The sequence below is a fragment of the Bradyrhizobium sp. ERR14 genome (genome assembly GCF_014198235.1).
Taxonomy (GTDB): domain Bacteria; phylum Pseudomonadota; class Alphaproteobacteria; order Rhizobiales; family Xanthobacteraceae; genus Bradyrhizobium.
Map to the genome: position 1 here is coordinate 114,187 of NZ_JACIHD010000007.1, position 20,757 is coordinate 134,943.

17 protein-coding genes are annotated in these 20,757 nt (G+C 64.7%); 12 read left to right on the plus strand and 5 right to left on the minus strand.

Annotated elements, in window-relative coordinates; translation table 11 throughout:
- Window positions 1-1,285: 1,285 nt before the first annotated feature.
- Complete coding sequence (locus tag GGD62_RS20940) at window positions 1,286-3,073, minus strand: peptide ABC transporter substrate-binding protein (protein WP_183709962.1); 1,788 nt, start codon at window positions 3,071-3,073, stop codon at window positions 1,286-1,288.
- A 339-nt stretch (window positions 3,074-3,412) separates the two neighbouring features.
- Here GGD62_RS20940 and GGD62_RS20945 point away from each other — a divergent pair, with 339 nt between their 5' ends.
- From GGD62_RS20945 to GGD62_RS20980, 8 genes are all read left to right on the plus strand, one after another.
- Window positions 3,413-4,207, plus strand: a complete 795-nt coding sequence (locus tag GGD62_RS20945) for a MetQ/NlpA family ABC transporter substrate-binding protein (RefSeq protein ID WP_183709964.1) — start codon at window positions 3,413-3,415, stop codon at window positions 4,205-4,207.
- A gap of 152 nt (window positions 4,208-4,359) precedes the next feature.
- On the plus strand, window positions 4,360-5,394 hold the full coding sequence (locus tag GGD62_RS20950) for a putative FMN-dependent luciferase-like monooxygenase (RefSeq protein ID WP_183709966.1): 1,035 nt from the start codon (window positions 4,360-4,362) through the stop codon (window positions 5,392-5,394).
- Window positions 5,395-5,432: 38 nt separating this feature from the next.
- Window positions 5,433-6,032, plus strand: coding sequence for a CMD domain protein (locus GGD62_RS20955; protein ID WP_409333957.1), 600 nt, complete (start codon window positions 5,433-5,435; stop codon window positions 6,030-6,032).
- 15 nt (window positions 6,033-6,047) lie between these two features.
- Window positions 6,048-6,626 carry an alkylhydroperoxidase domain protein gene (locus GGD62_RS20960; protein ID WP_179739297.1) on the plus strand — a complete coding sequence of 193 codons (579 nt, stop codon included), beginning with the start codon at window positions 6,048-6,050 and terminating at the stop codon, window positions 6,624-6,626.
- Window positions 6,627-6,686: 60 nt separating this feature from the next.
- On the plus strand, window positions 6,687-7,841 hold the full coding sequence (locus GGD62_RS20965) for an ABC transporter substrate-binding protein (protein WP_183709968.1): 1,155 nt from the start codon (window positions 6,687-6,689) through the stop codon (window positions 7,839-7,841).
- 55 nt (window positions 7,842-7,896) lie between these two features.
- The gene (locus GGD62_RS20970; RefSeq protein ID WP_183709970.1) at window positions 7,897-9,720 is read left to right on the plus strand and encodes an ABC transporter permease; all 1,824 of its coding nucleotides are present in this window, start codon (window positions 7,897-7,899) and stop codon (window positions 9,718-9,720) included.
- Window positions 9,720-10,568 (plus strand): ABC transporter ATP-binding protein, encoded by an 849-nt coding sequence (locus tag GGD62_RS20975; protein WP_183236976.1) that lies wholly within the window; start codon window positions 9,720-9,722, stop codon window positions 10,566-10,568. The genes GGD62_RS20970 and GGD62_RS20975 overlap by 1 nt, the downstream gene beginning before the upstream one ends.
- Window positions 10,565-11,305, plus strand: a complete 741-nt coding sequence (locus tag GGD62_RS20980; protein ID WP_038950176.1) for an ABC transporter ATP-binding protein — start codon at window positions 10,565-10,567, stop codon at window positions 11,303-11,305. The genes GGD62_RS20975 and GGD62_RS20980 overlap by 4 nt, the downstream gene beginning before the upstream one ends.
- Window positions 11,306-11,308: 3 nt before the next feature.
- Here the strand turns inward: GGD62_RS20980 and GGD62_RS20985 are convergent, their stop codons facing one another.
- The gene (locus GGD62_RS20985; protein WP_179739292.1) at window positions 11,309-12,823 is read right to left on the minus strand and encodes an ATP-binding protein; all 1,515 of its coding nucleotides are present in this window, start codon (window positions 12,821-12,823) and stop codon (window positions 11,309-11,311) included.
- 103 nt (window positions 12,824-12,926) lie between these two features.
- Window positions 12,927-13,745, minus strand: coding sequence for a YkgJ family cysteine cluster protein (locus GGD62_RS20990; RefSeq protein ID WP_183709972.1), 819 nt, complete (start codon window positions 13,743-13,745; stop codon window positions 12,927-12,929).
- Between the two features lie 261 nt (window positions 13,746-14,006).
- Between GGD62_RS20990 and GGD62_RS20995 the strand changes: the two genes are divergently transcribed.
- The gene (locus GGD62_RS20995; protein ID WP_183709974.1) at window positions 14,007-14,591 is read left to right on the plus strand and encodes a LysE family translocator; all 585 of its coding nucleotides are present in this window, start codon (window positions 14,007-14,009) and stop codon (window positions 14,589-14,591) included.
- 27 nt (window positions 14,592-14,618) lie between these two features.
- Here the strand turns inward: GGD62_RS20995 and GGD62_RS21000 are convergent, their stop codons facing one another.
- Window positions 14,619-15,683 carry a ketopantoate reductase family protein gene (locus GGD62_RS21000; protein WP_183709976.1) on the minus strand — a complete coding sequence of 355 codons (1,065 nt, stop codon included), beginning with the start codon at window positions 15,681-15,683 and terminating at the stop codon, window positions 14,619-14,621.
- Window positions 15,684-16,057: 374 nt separating this feature from the next.
- Between GGD62_RS21000 and GGD62_RS21005 the strand changes: the two genes are divergently transcribed.
- Both GGD62_RS21005 and GGD62_RS21010 read left to right on the plus strand, forming a co-directional pair.
- Entirely contained in the window at window positions 16,058-16,330 is a 273-nt protein-coding gene (locus tag GGD62_RS21005) for a hypothetical protein (RefSeq protein WP_157644278.1), read from the plus strand.
- Window positions 16,331-16,550: 220 nt separating this feature from the next.
- On the plus strand, window positions 16,551-17,633 hold the full coding sequence (locus GGD62_RS21010) for an alpha/beta hydrolase (protein ID WP_183709978.1): 1,083 nt from the start codon (window positions 16,551-16,553) through the stop codon (window positions 17,631-17,633).
- Window positions 17,634-17,708: 75 nt separating this feature from the next.
- Here GGD62_RS21010 and GGD62_RS21015 read toward each other — a convergent pair whose 3' ends face one another.
- On the minus strand, window positions 17,709-18,188 hold the full coding sequence (locus tag GGD62_RS21015; protein WP_018318426.1) for a MarR family winged helix-turn-helix transcriptional regulator: 480 nt from the start codon (window positions 18,186-18,188) through the stop codon (window positions 17,709-17,711).
- 510 nt (window positions 18,189-18,698) lie between these two features.
- Here GGD62_RS21015 and GGD62_RS21020 point away from each other — a divergent pair.
- Complete coding sequence (locus GGD62_RS21020; protein ID WP_018318427.1) at window positions 18,699-20,270, plus strand: porin; 1,572 nt, start codon at window positions 18,699-18,701, stop codon at window positions 20,268-20,270.
- Window positions 20,271-20,757: the final 487 nt, after the last annotated feature.

The window sequence follows — 20,757 nt, forward strand, 5'->3', positions numbered from 1 at the left end:
GGCCTCAAAAGTCCCTAGCTGTCGATCGCCTCCGCAGCCTCACGCGTACCGCCGTTACCTTGTTTGCGGCCATGCGGGGTGTTTGTAGGCGAGGGCGGATGATTCTGCTGTGACTTGAAGCACACAGTGGAAAAGAGGATGGGGACGGCTGGGATAATGTCGCGAGAGCGGGCAGGTAGAGAGTACTTGCGAAACCCGTCTTGCCCTCGCATTGGATACACCCAGATGGGTTTCGCTTCGCTAGACTGCGCCGCTGTATAGAGAATGCCTTCGCGCTGATTCCACCAATTGCCGAATAATACCTGAGAAGCGGGTTCTCACTGACGGTCAGATCAATGTGCAGGCGTTTCTTCGCAAACGTCTAAGTGTCTGACGAAGCCTGAGTGGAGGCAGTGCGTAGGATGGCGTCGGGCAGAACCCTACCCCTGTGTCGCCCCCGTCAACCCCTCCCCATAAAAATATTCCACTTTACCGAAATTCGGTTTCGGCGTATGTGTCGTCCATCCCGGCTCACCCAAGAGGGGCGACTATGTGTCGTCACTGTCGCGAGCCGGGCTTGCGGTGGACGCGGCAGCGTCGGCACGAGAGGTGCGGGCAGGGCGGGTAGTCCCTGTGAGTCCGTAACCGCGTGCGACGAGCGGCGCTGTTAGGTTCGTCTCGTCTGCAGGTCGACGGCAACGTGCACAACGTCGTCGAATCCTGCGGCGAACAAGCGGGCCGTGCGTACGGCAAAACCGTGTGGTCCTGGCCGTCGTTGCTACGGTCAAGCTGTCTGCGGAGATGCGCGCGAGCCCAACCGGGCAGACGGCATCGTCAATTCGCGGGGCGAGGGAGGCCAGAAGGAAAGGTCGGCTCCCGGGAGATCACGGCATAAGCCGTCCGACCATCGCGCAGGGAAGGCCGAGTGATCGGCGACACCTGTATGCTGCTGTGCGGTCTCCTTTGCGCATTATTCGCGCAGCAGACCGCGGGTGCCAGCTGGCACCCGGCCTTCCCTGCGCCCTCTTGGCTTTATGAGGGTGGAGCGACGAAGCAAAGCTCGGGTGGATTGAGCCGCGAGAACGCGAAGGCGTGTCTGTGAGCCGAGCTGCGTGCCACACGCTCGATCTCGTAGGGTGGGCAAAGCGCAGCGTGCCCACGCCTTGTTGCTCATGGAGGGAGATCGTGGGCACGGCGCCATGCGCCTTTGCCCACCCTACGGCACTGCCGCTGGGATTTGCACCAGAGCATCGCAATGACGGTGTGGAGAAAGCGCGCGCCACACTCCGCTCCCGCGCCGTGCCCTTCAAACCCGATACCACGCCGCCAGATTCCACGTGATGGTGTCCCAGCCGGAGATGTCGATCATGAGGTTGTTGGCGCCGGCGTTGACGATGGGGCGTGAGAGCAGCGGCAGGAACACGTGGGCTTCGCAGAAGATCTCATCGACCTTCATCAGCAGCGCGGCGCGCTTGACCGGGTCGAGCTCGTTCTGCGCGGCCTTGTAGGCCTTGTCGGCTTCGGGATCGGAATAGCGCGAGTTGTTGCGGCCGAGCCATTTGTTGTCCTTGGTGGCGATCTCCCAGGACACGCACTGGTTCAAGAGGCGCTCCGGATCGGGCTGCGGCTGCGTGGTGTTGTACATCTCCATGTCGGCATAGAATTTCGAGTAGGTGTCGGGATTGCCGACGTCGGAGGAGAAGAACACCGACGCGGTGACCGACTTGAGCTCGATGTCGATGCCGGCCTTCTGGCAGGCCTGCTTGATGATGGCCTGCGTCTTCTGGCGCGGCGCGTTGATCGAGGTCTGGAACACGTATTTGAGCTTCTTGCCGTCCTTCTCGCGGATGCCGTCCGCGCCCTTCTTCCAGCCGGCCTCGTCGAGGATCTTGTTCGCCTTGTCGATGTCGAACTCGTATTTCAGCTTGGGCGACTTGAACTGCTTGGGCGCGTTGACGAAGCTCGCGGTGGCGATGCCGCCGCGGCCGTAGATGAATTTCTGGATCGAGTCGCGGTCGATCAGGAGGTTGATCGCCCGGCGCACCGCGGGATCGGACAGCGTCGGGTGCTTGGACTTGACGCTGGAGCGCTCGCCGTCGATCTCGGTCCACGGGTCCGTCGTGTTGAGGATGATGAACTCGACATTGCCGGACGGCGTGATGTCGAGCTTGCCTTTGCCGCCCGCCTCCATGCGCTTGAGCACCTCCTCCTCCACCTGCATGTTCCAGGCGAAGTCGTACTCGCCGGTCTGCAGCACGGTGCGCGCCGCGGACACCGCATCGCCGCCGCCCTTGATCTCGAGCGTGTCGAAATGCGGCTGGTTCTTGATGTGATAGTCGGGATTGCGTTCGGCGCGGATCAAATCGCCCGGCTTGAACTCGACGAATTTGTACGGGCCGGTGCCGACCGGCTTCAGATTGGCCGGTGCCTCGCGCGACTTGGCGCCGGCATATTCGCCGAAATGATGCTTTGGCAGGATCGGGCCGACCGAGCCGACGAACGGATCGGCCCAGAACGGCGTCGGCGCCTTGAAGATCACCTTGACGGTGTGGTCGTCGATCTTCTCGACCTTGATGTCCTTGTAGGATCCCGTGGTGTAGGCCGCGGTGGCGAGATCGGCGGCGTATTGCCAGGTGAAGATGACGTCGTCGGCGGTGAAGGGCTGGCCGTCATGCCATTTGACGCCCTGCTTCAGCTTCCAGACCACGCTCATGCCGTCGGCCGCAAGGCTGCCGTTCTGCTTGGTCGGGACCTCGGCGGCGAGGCAGGGAATCAGGTTGCCCTCCTTGTCCCAGCCGGCGAGCGGCTCGAAGAACACGCGCGAGGCCATCTGGTCCTTGGTGCCGATCGCGAAATGCGGATTGAGCAGGGTCGGCGCCTGCCAGAACAGCAGCTTGAGCGAGCCGCCGCCGCCGGCCTTGGTCGGCTTGTACGGCAAGGTGGCATCCGCCATCGCCACGTCGTGCCAGAGCAGGATCTGGCTCGCGATCGGCGCTGCGATTCCGACCGCGGCCACCTTCTGAATGAACGAGCGCCGCGACAGCGTGCCTTGCTTCACCTCCGCGACCAGACCCCGGATTTCGTTCTCGTTCATCAGATGACCCTCCACCTCGAAGACAAATCGTCGCCAGCGGCCATCATGTTGCATCATGCACGGGGCGGCAATGGCGGCGTGACTGCCGGGCCATGCGACGAAATGACGATGGGGAACGCCCTTGCGGGCCACGGCCCGGACCGCCGCACGGGAGCGGCGAGGGTGGTCATGGCGAAACGCCGGGGCTGTTTGCGCCTCACGCTTGCGCAGGCGCGTTCGTTCCCCACATCGGATCGAACGGAGAAGCGTTGTCCGCACCGGGCGGCAAATATGGTTTTCCATTTCATTGATTTCATTCGACGGAGAAGCGAATACGGTTCCAATCATTCTCGCCGTGCCATGGAGACCAAGATGTCGTTTCGCCTTCCCCTGATCCTCGCAACCGCGCTCGCCGCCTGGTCGGCAGCAGCCACCGCCGAGACCATCAAGATCGGCGTGACACCGGGCCCGCATGCGCAAATCCTCGAAGCAGTGAAGCCGATCGCCGCCAAGCAGGGCCTCGACATCCAGCTGCTCGAATTCTCCGACTATGTCGTGCCGAATGCGGCGCTCGATGCCGGCGAGATCCAGGCCAATTCGTTCCAGAACCAGCCTTATCTGGACAACCAGAAAGCCGACCGCGGCTACAAGATCGAGGCCGTCGGCCTGACCGTGAATTTCCCGATCGGCGTCTATTCGAAGAAGCACAAGGCCATCGCCGACATCCCCGAGGGCGGCAAGGTCTCGATCCCGAACGATCCGACCAATGGCGGCCGCGTGCTGCTGCTGCTGCGCGACAAGGGCCTGATCAAGCTGAAGGACGCCACCGGCTTCAAGCCGACCGTGCTCGACATCACCGAGAACCCGAAGAAGCTGAAGTTCATCGAGGTCGACGCGGCGCAGGCGCCGCGCGCGCTCGACGACGTCGACGCCGCCGCGATCAACACCAATTATGCAACCCAGGCGGGCCTCGATCCGGTCAAGGATCCGATCCTGCGCGAGGACCCGAAGGGCCCCTATGTCAATCTGATCGCCGTGCGCACCGCCGACAAGGACAAGCCCTGGGTCAAGATCCTCGTCGACAGCTATCACACGCCGGAGGTCAAGGAATTCGTCCTGACCAAGTTCAAGGGCGCGGTGCTGCCGAGCTGGTAGGCAATCTGCCCAGCCAAAGTTCAGTAAAGCCTTGCGCAGGGGCGATCCCGGCGGACCATTGCGCGTATGAGCCTTGCGCAATGCCTGCTTGTCGGAAGCCGCAGTAACCGACATCATCGGCGGCCTGGCCATCCTCGCCCGACAGGGGTCGCATGAAACGCTTTGCAAATCTGAAACGCCTGGGGTTTTTCACGCGGCTTCTGGACGAGGCCCCGCCCGCCGAGCGCTATCGCTTCGCGGCCGAGCAGATCGTGCGCGCCGAAAAGGCGGGCCTCGATTCCGCGTGGATCGCCCAGCATCACTTCCACGAGCGTGAAGGCGGCCTGCCGTCGCCCTTTACGTTTCTCGGCTACGTCGCAGCCCAGACCTCGCGCATCCGCCTCGGTACCGGCATCGTCACGCTGCCGCTGGAGAATGCGGTGCGGGTGGCGGAGGACGCAGCCGTGCTCGATCTGATCTGCGACGGCCGCTTCGAGCTCGGCGTCGGCACCGGCGGCAATCCGTCGGCCTTTGCCGCCTTCGGCCTCGACAGCGCCCAGCGCAACGAGATTTTCGCGCGCAATCTGGAGGTCGTCCGCACCGCCCTGGTCGGCAAGCCGCTCGAGGGCGGCGACACGATCTATCCGCAGCGGCCGCAGCTGGACAAGCGGATCTGGCAGGCCACGTTCTCGGTGGCCGGTGGCGCGCGTGCCGGCAAGGCGGGCGATGGCCTGTTGCTCTCGCGCACCCAGCCGCGAACCAAGGAGGCGCCGCAGGCGACGCTCGCCGAGATCCAGAATCCGGTCATCGATGCTTATCTGGAAGCGCTGCCCAAGGGGGCAGAACCCCGCATCATGGCCTCGCGCAGCGTGTTCGTCGCTGACGATCATCGCGAGGCGTTGCGGCTTGCCGACATCGGTCTGCGCCGCGCGCTGCCGCAATTCATGAAGGGCGGTCACGCCAAGCCGGGCGAGACGCTGGAGGAGATGATCACGGCGTTCGACACCCATGTCGGCGGCGCCGACGAGGTCATCGCCTCGCTGCGCACCGATGCCACGCTGGAGCGGGTGACGGATCTCGTGTTCCAGGTGCATTCGGTCGATGCCCCGCATCCCCACGTCCTGCGCTCGATTGATCTCGTCGCGGAGAAGGTCGCGCCGGCGCTGGGCTGGACCCGGACGGCGCCCGACGTGGCGCTGGCGGGCTGATTGGACATGAAGAGCATCGCGTTGCACGAGGCTGAATGATGAGTACGCAGGATATCATCGACACACTCGCCGGGATCGAGCCGGGCTCGGCTCTGGACGCCATCCGCGCACGGCGCCTGCAGGCGCGCGAGAACGCGCAGAAGAGCTATCTCTCGCTGTTCGAGCCGATCGACGCCGGCGATGTCTCGCTGGCCGAACGCGCGGCGGTCGCCGCCTTCGTGACCGGGCTCCATGGCGAGTCGCCCGTTGCCACTTTCTATCGCGACAAGCTTGCCGCAAACGCGAACGGTGCGCCCCTGCTGGAGGCGATCGACGCCGAGATCGCGCGGGGCAGGACCTCGGGTCCCTATGGCTCGTATCCCGCCGGCCCGCTGTCGATCGAGAACACCGCCGGCCTGATCTATCGCGTCAGCGCGGCGGGCAAGCCGGCGCTCGGCGCCAGACTCGCAGCGGCACTCGAGCATGCACACCTCCTGGTGTTCCGGCCCCGCGATGCCGCAGCCAGCGACATGAAGGCGCTGCTTGACGCCGGCTGGTCGACCACCGGCATCGTCACCTTCTCACAGCTCGTCGCGTTCCTGTCGTTCCAGGTGCGGGTCGTCAGCGGCTTGCGCACGCTCGCCGCCGTGAACGCATAAGAGGAGGCCGCAATCATGAGCGCCACCGTCAATCCGCCCGTTGTCTTCACCCAGGATGAGCTCGGTTGGGTGTCCTGGATCGAACCACTGCCCGAGGCCGAGCTGACCGAACGACACTTTAATGGCCTCGTCGATCGCTCCCGCGCCAAGTCGGAATATTTCCGCCTGCTGGTGCGCGATCCCGAAGTGCTGGAAGCCCGCACCAAGACCGACAAGGACATCTTCTACAACGTCGCCGACGGCCTGCCGCGCGCCGAGCGCGAGCTCGCGGCGGCGGCGACCTCACGCTATAACGGCTGCATCTATTGCGCCTCCGTGCATGCGCGTTTCGCCAGCACCTATTCCAAGCGCCGCGACGACGTGCAGCGCCTGCTCGACGAGGGCGTCAAGGCCGATCTCGGCGAGCGCTGGAATGCCGTGGTCAAGGCGTCGGTCGCATTGGCCGCAACCCCGATCGCGTTCGGGCCCGACAATATCGCGGAGCTGCGCCGTGCCGGTCTCGACGATGCCGAGATCGTCGACGTCATCAACGGCGCCTCGTTCTTCAACTGGGCGAACCGGCTGATGCTGTCGCTCGGCGAGCCCTCGAAATAGGCGTTCTCACCGGCATAAGAATTGCTGTTTGTTTCAACACTTGAGTGGATGGAGCCGTGCATGAGCAACATCGATCGTCGTAGCCTGGTCAAGGGCTCGCTCGCCGCCATGATGGCGGGAGCAGCGTCACGCGCCGCCTTCGCGCAATCGTCCGAACCGATCCTGCTCGGCGTCAGCGGTCCGCTGACGGGACCGAACGCGCAATATGGCACGCAGTGGAAGCAGGGCTTTGATCTCGCGCTCGACGAGATCATGGCGGCCGGCGGCATCAACGGGCGCAAGCTCGCCTACCAGTTCGAGGACAGTCAGAGCGATCCGCGCCAGTCGGTCGCGATCGCCCAGAAGTTCGTCTCCGATCCCCGAATCGTCATGGAGCTCGGCGATTTCTCCAGCCCGGCCTCGATGGCGGCCTCGCCGATCTATCAGCGCGGCGGCCTCGTGCAATTCGGCTTCACCAACTCGCACCCCGACTTCACCAAGGGCGGCGACTTCATGTGGAGCACCTCGGTCAGCCAGGCCGACGAGCAGCCGCTGCTGGCGGCCTATGCGGTGAAGCGTCTCGGCCTCAAGAAGCTCGCGGTGCTGCACCTCAATACCGATTGGGGCCGCACCAGCCGCGACTATTTCGTCAAGGCGGCGAAGGAATACGGCGCCGAAATCGCGGTCACCGAGGGCTACATCGCGGAGGAGCGCGACTTCCGTTCCACGCTGGTGCGCGTGCGCGACGCCAGTCCGGACGGGCTGATCCTGATCTCCTATTATTCCGACGGCGCGCTGATCGCCCGGCAGGCGCGGCAGGTCGGCCTGAAACAGGTGATCTGCGCCGCGAGCTCGGTCTACTCGCCGAAATTTCTGGAGCTCGGCGGCGAGGCGGTCGAGGACGTCCATCTCGGCACGCGCTATTTCCCCGAGGATCCCAGGCCGGAGGTGAAGAAATTCATCTCGGGCTTCAAGGCGAAATACGGCGGGCAGGAGCCCGACGCCTTCAACGCTTATTCCTATGATGCGATGAACATGGCGGCCGCCGTGGTCAAGATCGGCGGCACCGACCGCCGTGCGGTCCGCGATGCCTTCGCAAAAGTGAAGGACGTCTCCAGCGTCATCTTCGGCTCCGCGACGTTCGACGTCGAGAGCCGCCGCGTCAAGGGCGCCATGAATGCCGAACTGGTCGTGCGCAAGGGCCAGTTCGCGCTCTGGGACGGCAAGCCAACCTGATCTGTAGGCTGGAGCAACCGCTTCGGCCGACTTCATTCTACGCGGGGATCACCGTTTGTCTTCCTGGCTCGACTATACGATCAACGGGCTGATCGTCGGCAATGTCTACGCCCTCGTTGCGGTCGGGCTCGCGCTGATCTTCGGCGTCAGCCGGCTGATCAACTTCGCGCAAGGCTCGATCTATCTGGTCGGTGCCTATATCGGCTGGGTCGCGGTGGTGCAGCTGCATACGCCGCTGCTGCTCACCATCATCGTGGTCGCGGTGGCTGCCGCGATTGTCGGATTGATCATCGAGCGGTTCGGCTTGCGTCCGCTGCAGAACTCGGTGCGGATCGCGCCATTGCTCGCCACGATCGGCATCAGCTTCGTGCTCGATCAGCTGGTGATGCTGACCTTCTCGCCCAATCCGCGCGCGCTGCCGAGCCAGTTGCCGGATGTCCGCTTCCAGGTCGGCGGCGGCACCATCGGCCCACTTGATCTGCTCATTGCGGGAGTCGGCCTCACCAGCGCACTCTTGCTGTTCGTTTTCCTGCGCTACAGCAAGCTCGGATGGGCGGTGCGCGCGGCGTCGCAAGACCGCGACGCGGCGATGCAGATGGGCGTTGACGTCAACCGCGTCAATCAGGCGGTGTTCGGCATTGCCGCCGCGCTCGGCGGCGTCTCCGGCATGCTGGTCGGCATGTACTACAACCAGATCGACACCGCGATGAGCCTGCAGGCGACGCTCAAGGGCGTCGTCGCTGAAGTCGTCGGCGGCGCCGGCAATGTGCCCGGCGCGGTGATCGGCAGCCTGCTGCTTGGTCTCGTCGAGAGCTACGGCGTTGCGGTATTCGGCACCAGCTACCGCAATCTGTTCGCGTTCCTGCTGCTCGTCGTCGTGCTCGTGTTGCGGCCGAACGGCCTGTTCGCGAGCGCGCGGCAGGCGCCGCCCGAGCCGCTCACCGGCACCTTCATCGCGCCGAGCCGCCCGCTGCGCATTCCGCGCTGGGCCTTGGCTGTTGCGGCCGCGATCTTCGCGGTCCTCCCGTTCTTCCCAGTGTCGTTCTACGTGCTGCAGACCTTGATCAATGCCTGGCTGCTCGGCATGCTCGCGCTCAGCCTGACACTGGTTGCGGGCACGATCGGCCAGGTCTCGCTCGGTCACGCCGCGCTGCTCGCGATCGGCGCCTACACCTCGGCGCTGCTGTCGCTGACATTCTCCGTTCCCGTGGGCCTTTCGATCATCGGCGGCGGCCTGATGTGCGCCGCGCTCGGCACCGCGCTGATCTCGCCGTCGTTTCGCCTGCGCGGGCATTACGTGTCGATCGCGACACTCGCCATCGGCGAGATCGTGTCCCTGGTGGTCCTGAACTGGGAGAGCGTCACGCGCGGCCCGATCGGCATCTCCGGCATCCCGCCGCTGTCGCTGTTCGGCTACGATCTGATCAGCCCGACCTCGATCTACTGGTTCAGCTTCGCGGTGATGGTCGTGCTGGCGCTGCTGCAAGGACGCTTGCTCACCTCGCATCTCGGCCGAAGCTTTCGCGCCATCCGCGACGACGACATCGCCGCGCGCGCCTATGGCCTCAGCCTGAACCGCTACAAGTCGCTGGCCTTTATCTTCGGCGGGTTCGCCGCCGGCGTCAGCGGCGGCATCGCCGCGCACCTCTACTCCTACATCAACCACGAGACCTTCAACACGCAGCAATCGATCCTGGCGCTGACCGTCGTGATCCTCGGCGGCCTCGGCAATGTCGTCGGCGCGATTCTCGGATCGGTGGCGCTGGTCGGCCTGCCCGAGGTCTTTCGGATCGCGGCGGAGTATCGCATCCTGATCTACGGCATCGTGCTGTTGCTGCTCGTGCGGTTCAGGCCGCAGGGCCTGCTGGGGACGATGTGATGGCGGAGCAGCACACGACCATGCTGTCCTTGCGTGGGCTGACGCGGCGCTTCGGTGGCCTCACCGCGGTCGACGCCATCGACCTCGATCTCGCCAGGGGAGAGCTCATCAGCATCATCGGCCCGAACGGCGCCGGCAAGACGACGCTGTTCAACCTCGTGACCGGGCTCGACCGGCCCGATGCCGGCAACGTGCACTTCGAAGGACAGGACATCACCGGCCTGTCGCCGGAGCGGCTGGCAGGTGAGGGCATCGCGCGCACGTTCCAGCTCGGCCGCGTCTTCGGCAATCTCAGCGTGATGGACAACGTCCTGATCGGCGCCCACACGCGGCTGCGTGCGGTGAAGCCGGCGGTGCCGGTGATCGGCCCGCTGCTGGAATTGGGGTTGGCGCTGCTGCGTCCCACCAGCGTCAGGGCTGAGGAAGAGCGGCTGCGCGAGGAGGTGAAAGCCATTCTCGCCCGCTTCGGCGAACGGCTGCTGCCGCGGATCGACCAGCCGGCCTATAGTCTGTCTTACGCCAACCGCCGCCGTGTCGAGATCGCACGCGCGCTGGCGCTGAAGCCGCGCCTGCTGCTGCTCGACGAGCCCACGGCCGGCATGAACCCGACCGAGACCGCGGAGATGCAGGCGCTGGTCGCCGAGCTCAAGGCGGAGGGGCTGACCATCCTCCTGATCGAGCACAAGCTGGAGATGGTGATGCGCCTGTCCGACCGCGTCATCGTCATGGACGAGGGCAAGAAGATCGCGGAAGGGCCGGGCGAAGCGGTGCGGAGCGATCCCAAGGTGATCGAGGCCTATCTCGGCCACGGGCTATCGGGGACGTCGGAGCAGGAGAGCGCAGCATGACGACGAGCGCCCCCGAACCTCTGCTGGCATTGTCGAACGTCAATACGTTCTACGGGCAGGCCCAAGTGCATTTCGATTTGTCGATCACGGTCGCGCGCGGCCACATCGTCTGCCTGCTCGGCGGCAACGCCAGCGGCAAGTCGACGACGATGAAGATCATCTTGGGCCTTGTGAAGCCGCGCTCGGGCGATGTCACGTTCGACGGCGCATCGTTGATCGGGCTGACCACGCCGCAGATCGTCCGTCGCGGCATCGCTTCGGTGCCGGAGGCGCGGCGGCTGTTCGCGGACATGAGCGTGCGCGAGAACATCCTGATGGGCGCCTTCGTGCGCAACGACCGCGACGCGGTGGCGCAGGATCTCGACAGGATGCTCACCCTATTCCCGAAGCTCGGTCAGCGGCTGTCGCAGCGCGCGGGCTCGCTCTCCGGCGGCGAGCAGCAGATGGTCGCGATGGCGCGCGCGCTGATGAGCCGTCCCAGGATGATCGTGATGGATGAACCGACCATGGGCCTGTCGCCGCTCTATGTCGACCGCGTGCTGGAACTGATCCGCACCATCAATCAGGAAGGCGTCTCGGTGTTCATGGTCGAGCAGAACGCCAGCCTCGCGCTGGAGATCGCGCACGAAGCCTATGTGCTGCAGACCGGCAAGATCGTGCTGTCAGGCCCGGCGCGGGCGCTGAAGGATGATCCTCGAATCCGCGATGCCTATCTCGGCGGCTCCGAGGCCGCCTGACGCTCAGGCCGACACGGCGCTCGCTGCTTGCTCCGCCGGCAGATCATCGCCATTGGGATCGCCGGGGGCCGTGGCCCAAGCTAGCTCGACCAGCGTCACGATCCGGCGTCCGCCGCCGTCGAGCTGGACCACGATCAGGCCCTGCTCCTCCATGTAGCCGAGCAGGCGCTGCGCCCGGCGCAGCGAATGCGAGCCATAGGCGCGCGCGATCGCGGCGTCGCCGGGACATGGCCAGCCCTCCTTCGCGGCGCGCGCGATCATCATGAACACGCCCTGCATGTCGTCGGGCAAGATGGATGCGCGCAGCGACACGTCCTGCCAGGCGTCGTCATCAGTGAGATCGGTGCCGAGGCCGGCGCGCGCATGCGTCAGCATGCGGCGGAATTCGTTCAGATCGGGCACGGCTGCCCCTAAGCCCTCAATGCGGCAGCGGACCACGAACTCCTGATAGAGCACGCCGATGGCGCGGAAGCCCGCGTCGGGCTCCGCCAGCACGGCGCGCAGCGTACGAGCCACGCGCTCGCGCCGCTCCGCGAGCTCTTCGGCGCTGACGGGCACCTCGACCAAGTCGGGCCGGATCTCCGGCGTGGCGGCGGCCTTCGCGGCGCGGAGCTGCTCGAGCAAATCCGGCGCGGGCCGGCGCTGTGGCCGGCTGGCATCGGGCGGCGGCGCGGCCAGGATCACGGCGCGCATATCTTCAAGCGAGGATTCCGGCAGCGGCATCAGCCGCGGCGTGGAATTGCGTGGGCTCGTGTCGGTCGGGCCGATATGCAAACGCAGCGGGCGGCGCGACAGCGCAGGTCCCAGCGCCATGAACTGCCCACGCTCGAGATCGCGGAAGGATTCGGCTTGCCGCCGCTCCATGCCGAGCAGATCGGCGGCGCGCGCCATGTCGATGTCGAGGAAGGTGCGGCCCATCAGGAAATTGGAGGCTTCCGCCGCGACGTTCTTGGCGAGCTTCGCCAGCCGCTGGGTCGCGATGATGCCGGCCAGCCCGCGCTTGCGGCCGCGGCACATCAGATTGGTCATGGCGCCGAGCGAGAGTTTTCGTGCCTCGTCCGAGACTTCGCCGGCAACCGCCGGCGCGAACAGCTGCGCCTCGTCGACGACCACGAGCATCGGATACCAATGGTCGCGGTCGACGTCGAACATCCCGCCGAGAAACGCGGCCGCACGGCGCATCTGGTTCTCGGCGTCGAGGCCTTCGAGATTGAGCACGGTGGAGACGCGATGCAGCCGCGCGCGCTCGCCGGCGACCTGAAGGCCGCGCTCGGTGTGATCCTCGGCCTCGATCACGAGATGGCCGAAGCGCTCGGCCAGCGTGACGAAATCGCCTTCGGGGTCGATGATGGCCTGCTGCACCCAGGGCGCGCTCTGTTCCAGCAGCCGCCGCAGCAGATGCGACTTGCCGGAGCCCGAATTGCCCTGCACCAGGAGACGGGTCGCCAAGAGTTCCTCGAGGTCCATGGCGGCCGCGGCGCCCGCCGTGGTCTGCCCCATCTCGATTGCAACCGTCATGCCCGACTCAAGTCCCCGTCATTCGCGGACAGGGGCTTATCAATCCCGCCGCGGCGCGTCGAGCGGCACGGCGCTGATCAGGCCGCGTTGCCCACGGCGGCGTTCAGGCGTGATTCGATAGCCGTAAAAGTGCGGGCCGATAGGGGGCTTGCGGATCGTCGTCCTCGTTCGCCGGGATGACGCAAGAGCCGAATTCCTGCCTGATCCGCTCCATCTCGGCGATGCGCTCGTGCAACCGTTGCAAATGTTCCGGCGATGTCGCTCGCCAGAACCGGAACGTGTCGGCCGTCAGCGGCACGAAGGCCGTGCCGAACAGGGTCGGCTCGGGAACGACGGTGCGTCCGAGCAGCAGGAAGCGGTCGGCGCCGGAGACGATCAGGGTCGCATAGCCGCGGTTTCCGATCCGCCTGATGCCATTCAGCGACCATTCGGCGAGCTTGCTGAAATACGGCTCCTCGCGCCAGCGATCGGGGCAATGGTCGTCGACCGTGACGTTCACGGCATCCTGGCTGAAATGGACGATGATCCCCGACTTCGCCGGGAACCAGTCATCGTCGAGATGCCCCTGCAGCCAGGCGCAGACGAAGGAGCGGCACATCTGGGGGCGGCGGTCGTAGATGGTGCAGCCGGTGCCCGTCTGCCAGTGCTTGCAGAGCTGGTTCACAGGCTTGTCGACGGCGGCCACCTCGAGAATGTCGCAGCAGGCGTTGCACGATCCGCATTGCCGGGCGAACGGCGCCGTCTTCGGCTGGCCGGCTGCCTTGAAGCCCTGGCCGTCGCGAACGAGCACCTTCTGCTTCTCCAGCGTGCTCAAGGCGCGCTCGACCTTGAGACGGGACAATCCGGTCGCGTCGATGACACTCTTCATGGTTGTCGCGCCGGCCTCCACCGCGCGAGCGACCTGCAACGTCGACTGATCCATCTTCGATGACTTGTTCTTTCGCCCGTCAATCCGGCTATCGCGGGCAGGCTTGGAACCTGCTGCCCGCAGCCGGCATCTGGAGTCTCTGCCGAAGCATCTCGGCGGCCTCCGTTACGTAAGGCCAGACCTCGCACGGATGCAACGTTTTCGCAAATCGGCGACCACGGGGGTGGGCGGATTCGGGTCGATTCCGGGCTTTGACGACCGGATTCGATGATGAAGATCAAACCAGCCTGGCCAGGGGCCTGCTAGCTCAGGCGCATGAGCTTCCTGACCTTCTTCACGGCGACCTATTTCCTGCTGGCCGTGCCCGGGCCGACCAACACCTTGCTCGCGACATCGGGCGCGGGGATCGGCATTGTGCGCTCGCTTCATCTGCTTGTGGCGGAGCTCGCCGGCTATCTGCTGGCGATCGCGCTGTTGCGGCTGGCGCTCGGGCCCATCGTCATGGATATCCCGCTCGCGGCCGTCCTGCTCCGCGTCGCAGTGACCATCTACATCCTGTGCCTTGCCGCCATGCTCTGGCGGGTCAACACGCGCGAGCTGCGCGACGGTGCACCGGTGACGTTCGGCCAGGTGCTGCTCACAACCCTGTTGAACCCGAAAGCGCTCGTCTTCGCCTTCCTGCTGTTGCCGCTTGGAGCTGCGCCGCTTGAACTGTTGCCCTGGTTGGGCGCGATCGCGCTTCAGATTGTAACGGCTGGCGCCGCGTGGATCACTCTGGGCGCAACACTCGGCCGCGGCGCGCGCCGGCTCGGGCATCCCGACCTGGTCACGCGCACCGGCGCGATCACGCTTGTCACGGTGACCGGCCTGATCTGGCTTCAATCATTCCTGAGCGTGTGAGCGCCGACGTCGGTGGATGCGGCGCGCTTACTGCGCGCCGGATCCGCCCTGCACGATCTTCTCGTTCAGCTTCAGATCGACGGTCTCGACCGTGCGGTCGATCTCGGCGTTGGGCACGCCGAGCTGATGCGAGATCAGCTTCACCAGGAGGTCGACGCGCTCGATGAAGGGCGCGCCGCTCGCGACCGCGCGCGCCGCCGATGACGGCTTGAGCAGGCTCTCGGCGGCCTTGGCGTATTTCGCGAACGGCACCTGGTCCTGCGGATCGGCGCCGAGCTTGCGGGCGATGGCGTCGACATGGTCGTAGATCGTCTGCGAGCGACTGAGGTCGCCGTGCACGGCGTCGCGGATCGACTGCGGATCGTGCGGCGTGATGCAGCGGTAATTGCCGGTGAGCAGCATCGACCATTTCGCCAGCGGCACGAACAGGGAATCGAACACTTTCAGCTTCACCGGCACGTCGTGGCCGTCGAGCGTCACCGCGTCGATGTCGGCCTCCAGCTCGCGCAGCACCTTGTTGTGCTTCTCGTCGGCGAACACCGACGCCTTGAAGTTGGTGGGCAGGCCGACATGCAGCACGTTGGCGGCTTCTTCCGGCGGACGGAAAGCCTGCGGGTCGGGCGAGCACAGCGTCACCAGCCCCGGCTCGAACCGCTCCCACACCTGGGCATTGGTGTAGGCCTCTTCCAGATCCATGTCGGCGAGCGCCGGGATCCGCTTCAGATAGGGCAGCGGCGGCATGTTCATGATCGACAGGCACGGCAGCTTCGCCGCGGCGATCTTGACCATGAGAACGCGAACTGTGTGGTTGGTGTATTGCGGCTCCTGCATCGCAAGGCCGACCATGTCGTAGCGGGAGAGGTCGACATTGGCGGGCGTCACGGCGTCGAGCTTGCCGGGCAGGTTGCGCGAGAAGATCGCCCGGTGCACCGCCTCGTCACGCAGCTTGATGCGCACCTCGGTACCTTCGCGGTTGATCAGCTCCGCGGTCTTGGCGCGGCAGACCAGGGTCACATTGTGCCCGGCCATCAGCAGCTTCGCGCCCAGCAGCGAGCCGTAAGAAGCCCCGAGAATCAATATGTTGCGCGCCATATTCCGTCCCTTTGACAATGTGTGTGATTCTTGAGCCCCGGCCGTCATCCGCGGGCGAGTTGCCGGCATGTAAAGCGAAGTGCGCGGGGATGGCAACTGGGATAATGCATACAAGGCGCGCCAGGATCCCGGCGGCCGGATGAGCGAAGTCCGGCAATACTTCGGCCTGCCGGCAAGGACCAGGCTTATGCCGCGCTCATCCGCTACGAGCCCCAATTTGTTGCCCGATGGATCCTTGCTGTGCCGCCACCTGCGGCTGTCAATCGGCTCACTCAGCGCCATACGGCTTTACCGAATCCGGTAGGCCGGAGGATGTCTCGCTCGTCCCGGTTCAGCGTGAGGTGCGGTCGTACGTCGTCACATGTCGCGTGCCGATGATCGCCACGTCGGTTGGTCCCGCTGTTTTCTTCCTGTCACATTTGCCTTTCGGCATTGATGAAGCGGCAATCCGCCGCATCTCTCACCATATCGTGCTTTCACAATGCCGGCCTACGCAGGCATGTATTTTACGTCGGCGAAGTGAGTCATTTCAGTTCGCCGATCGCAACAAGAAAAGTCAGGGCCCGCATCGCAAGTCTGATCGCAAGACTGGCGGAGTGCGCGGCAAGCAACTGTGTTCAGCGATGGAGCTGGGACGTGACGATTGAGTTGGGCCGGCCTCGACCTTGGGCTCAAGCGGGCTGGTTTGGAATGGCGGCGAAAGACGTCGACGCGGCGGGCTGCCTCGCCAGACGCAAGCGCGATGGACGCGATCAGGGGCGGCGGCGATCGCATCGAGCAGGTGCGCGGGGCGCTGCGCAGAATGCAAAGCCGGCTAGTCTGGACGCAAGTCCGGGCAACCGTTGACCGCGCCGCTCGGGGGCTGACATGGAAGGTGATCATTGGCCTCGCGGCTCGTGCGACGGCGCCGGGCAAAGCCTGGCGCGCTTGCGGGATCGCGCCTCCCAATTTTTCCAAAGCCTGTCCGTCGCGGAGCTTGGGCGTGAGACGCACCGGCATCTGTGGATTTCGGACTGGTTGAAGGTCGCGGACGACTACCGGACCTTGGCCGAATCCGCGCACCAAGACCGTTCCGCCTGGGTTTCGCGGGAAGCGTGGCTGTGTTCGCTGACGGCCCTCGAAGTCGTCAGACGCTTGTCTTGTCCGGGAGATGTCGAAAGTGCCGGCCTCGCAGACGAGGTCTGCATCAGCCTGAGAGGTTTCGAAGCGGAAGCCGGTCTGGCGATCGAGCGGGTCAGGATCGATTGCTTCGACCAAGGGGCGCTGGCCGGCTTCTTTCTGCCGGCGCTCCGTCGTGGGACTTCCGCGCCGACGGTCATCTGCCTCAGCGACGAGGACATCACCCTGGGCTCGATGATGAGCAGGCTGTTGCCGGCCTCACTCTGCGGGACCATGTCGCTCCTGTTCGTTGATGCCGGCAATTCAACGGTGCATCGCTCCTTCAAGCCGGAGCACAGGCTTCAGTGCTGGTTGGACTATCTGGAGGCTCGCCCCGATGTCGATGCGCGGCGGATCGCAATCTATGGCGAAGGGGAGGGCGCCTCTCATGCGTCCCGCCTTGCCCTCTCGGATCGCAGGATAGCGGCCGCCGTGTGCGACGGTGGCCTTTTGACGCCGGTGATGCGTCGAGCATCGCTTCGCTGGATGACCGGCTTCGGGCAAGCGGTCCCCGACGGGGCCGCGACGGGTTCGCTACCGCCGTCGCGTCGACTCCCGTGCCCGCTGCTCATGGTCGTCGGGAGCCGCTCCATGATATGGGAGCAGGATGCCCTCGATCTGCAAGCCGGCTATCGGCAGACCGGAGCGGATTGCTCGGTCGTGGTGCCCAACAATGTCCGGCACCCGCTCGGCGAGGTCGAGAATTTCATTGCTGTCGACGACTTCGTCTTCGAATGGCTCGGCAGCAAGCTCGGAACGGCCCGTCAGCTTGACCCCGTGACCTATCTCTAGCCCTTGGGAGAATCGCATTTGAGCGCGGTGTTTGCCGCCATGCTTCGGGCGGTCGCCTCGAAGCCGAGGCGCGCGTCACGACACGTCGATAGCCAGCAATCGTGCCGCCAGCCGCGCGTTCCTGGCGATCGTTGCCAGCGCGGCATTCAGTTCAGCCAGGGTCTTCTCGTCGAGCTCGTTGAAGATGGTCGAATTCAAGGCGAGCTTTCTCTTGGATAGTTTTTCGATTTCCGTCGTGGCCTTCTCCGTCAGCGACATCAGAACGAAGCGGGCATCGTCCGGTGCCGGCCGCCGCGACAGGAAGCCGCCCTTTTCGAGGCTCTTGGTCTGGTTGGTCACGAAGGCCGGGTGGACCCGCAACTTGTTCGCGATATCGATGCCGGCGACGCCGCGCCCGTCGTCCAGTTCGGTGATCGCCATCAGGATCAGCCACTGCGGCTCGGTGATGCCCAGCAGTCCGGCCCAGCAGGTATGGATGTCCTCTAGCTGGGAGTGAATTTCGACGACGTTCCAGATGAAGTCCGTAATCGCCCTGTCGAGTTTCTTCTCGATCATGTGGCTGCCCCCCGTTTCCCTCAGTTCACTCTTTTAATGGGATATTGGGGAATCGTCTCGCATATCGCGCGTGGACAATTGTGGCGGACACCGCACGGCGGAAACGGTTCGCGGTTTAGTACTTGCAAAAAGCAATTAATTAAATTACGTCTCCTCCCACTCAATCTTTGCTGCTCTTGACCCTGTCGATGGACAGCGATGTGAGACCTCCAAGAAAGCCCTCGGGATGCCCCCTGAGGGCTTTTTCGTTTTGGATTAAAGAGTTAGTTGCCGTTCCGATCGCCTCTGTTGCCATCGGGCAACATCTCCGACGGAAGTTACGATTCACTAAATCAATAAATTGAGGCCGTTGTTTTTATAAACTATACGTGAAGCTACGACGGAGGGGGGGCACCTCACTGTCGTTTCAGTCCGGACCTTCAGTGCGGACCTGAATTGAACGGAAATTAAGTGGGTCAAGCGGCGTCCTCCGAGGAGCCGAGCCCCCTGAACCGACCTGGAGGTTTACTAATGAAGTTGACGAAGACGCTCTTTCTCGGCTCGGCTGCCGGCCTGATGGCCGTCTCCGGGGCGTTCGCAGCCGATCTCCCCGTGAAGGCCAAGGCCGTCGAATACGTGAAGATCTGCTCGCTGTACGGCGCCGGCTTCTACTACATCCCGGGCACCGACACCTGCATCAAGCTGGGTGGTTACCTGCGCGCTGAAGTCGCGTTCAACACCAACAGCAACTACGGCATCTCGAACGGCTCCCCGGCTGGTGCGCACAACCGCCTCAGCAACTACTACCAGATGCGCGCTCGTCAGGATCTCAACATCGACACGCGCACCGCGACCGAATACGGCGTCGTCCGTACCTTCTTCGACGGCGTGTTCACCTGGACCACCGGTGGCTATCAGGGCTCCGGCTCCGCGACGGGCGGCACGGTCTATACCGGCAACCTCGGCCTCAACACCTCCGGCGCCACCCCGGCGCTCGTTGGTTCGTCGATCAACGGCACCGACGGCAACACCTCGGGCGGTTCGCTCGGCGTGTACTACGCCTTCATCCAGTTCGCCGGCTTCACCATGGGTAAGGCCGTGTCGCAGTTCGATGCGCCCTGGACCAACTATCCCGGCAACAACATCGACAGCCTCGTCGGCGGTTCTGGCACGGTCACTGGTGTCAACCAGTTCACCTACACCGCTGACTTCGGTCAGGGCGTCACGGCTTCGTTCTCGGCGGAAGACGCGACGGCCTACTATCAGGCCGGCAACGTGAACCTGACCGGCGCGACCGTCGGCAGCATGGTCGGCGGTACGTACGGCACCAACGCCATCGGCGGCTCGCGTTCGCCGAACCTCGTCGGTATGGTCCGTGTCGACCAGGCCTGGGGCATGTTCCAGGCGTCGGTCGCTGCGCATGACAACCACGTCGCCTATTATGGCGCGAACGAGGCCACCGGCCACCCCGACGACAAGTGGGGCTGGGCGGTTCAGCTCGCTCTGTCGATCAAGAACATCCCGACCGGTGCGGGTGACGTGATCAACATTTCGGGCGTCTACACCGACGGTGCGACCCGCTACAACTTCCAGAACCTGGCGGGCAGCAGCTACTCGATGTTCGGCAGCTCGGGCGTTGCCTATCAGAGCGTCGGCTTTGCCTATGCTCCGGACACCGTGTTCGTCACGGGCGGCCAGCAGGAAACCGTCAAGACCTGGGGCTTCCGCGGCGCTTACACCCACAACTGGGATCCCTACTGGAACACCGCGCTGTACGGCGCCTACGCTCAGGCGCAGTACGGCTCGGTCGCCAAGACCGCTCTCTGCGGCGCTGGCGGTGCAGGCGGCGTGTTCGGCGGTCTCGCCGGTGTCACGGGTTGTAACCCTGACTTCGCCGTCGGCCAGGTCGGTATCATCACCCGCTGGACCCCGGTCAAGAACCTGACGTTCTCGGGCGACCTGAACTGGACCCGTCTCGACCAGAAGTACTCGGGCACGGTTGGTTACGCCGGTGCCGGCACGACGGCCAAGCCGGCCGCCCTGTACGAGCTGAAGGATCAGGACAGCGTCACCCTGCTGCTCCGCGCCCAGCGCAACTGGTAAGATCTTTCGAACCACGTGATGAACACCCGGCGGGAAACCGCCGGGTGTTTTTTTGTGCGCCCGCGTGATGCCTGACGCCCCGTGTTGCCCGGATCGAGCCAACGGGTCGAGTGAATGCGCTGCCCGATGGTGTAGGGACCGCTCGTCCGGCATCGCGGGCCATCCCGGATTACGCTGGCGCTCCATCCGGGCTACGGCAACCGAGCCTGTTTCGCTGCGCTGAGAATCGCGGTGCAAATATTTCGATCTACCGAAATTCGGTTTCGGCGACAGAGGTGATTGCAGGACGCTCGATCATTGCGGGGAGCTCTTGCGACGAAGCAATCCAGAATCCTTCCGTGGAAAGAGCCTGGATTGCTTCGCTGCGCTCGCAATGACGGCGTGGAGGGAGCGGGCGTCATAGCACTGCTCGCGTGCCCCGGACGCAGCGCAGCGTCTCCCCGGCGATGCGTAGCATCTGCGCAGCAACGCTATCAGCGTTGCGGCT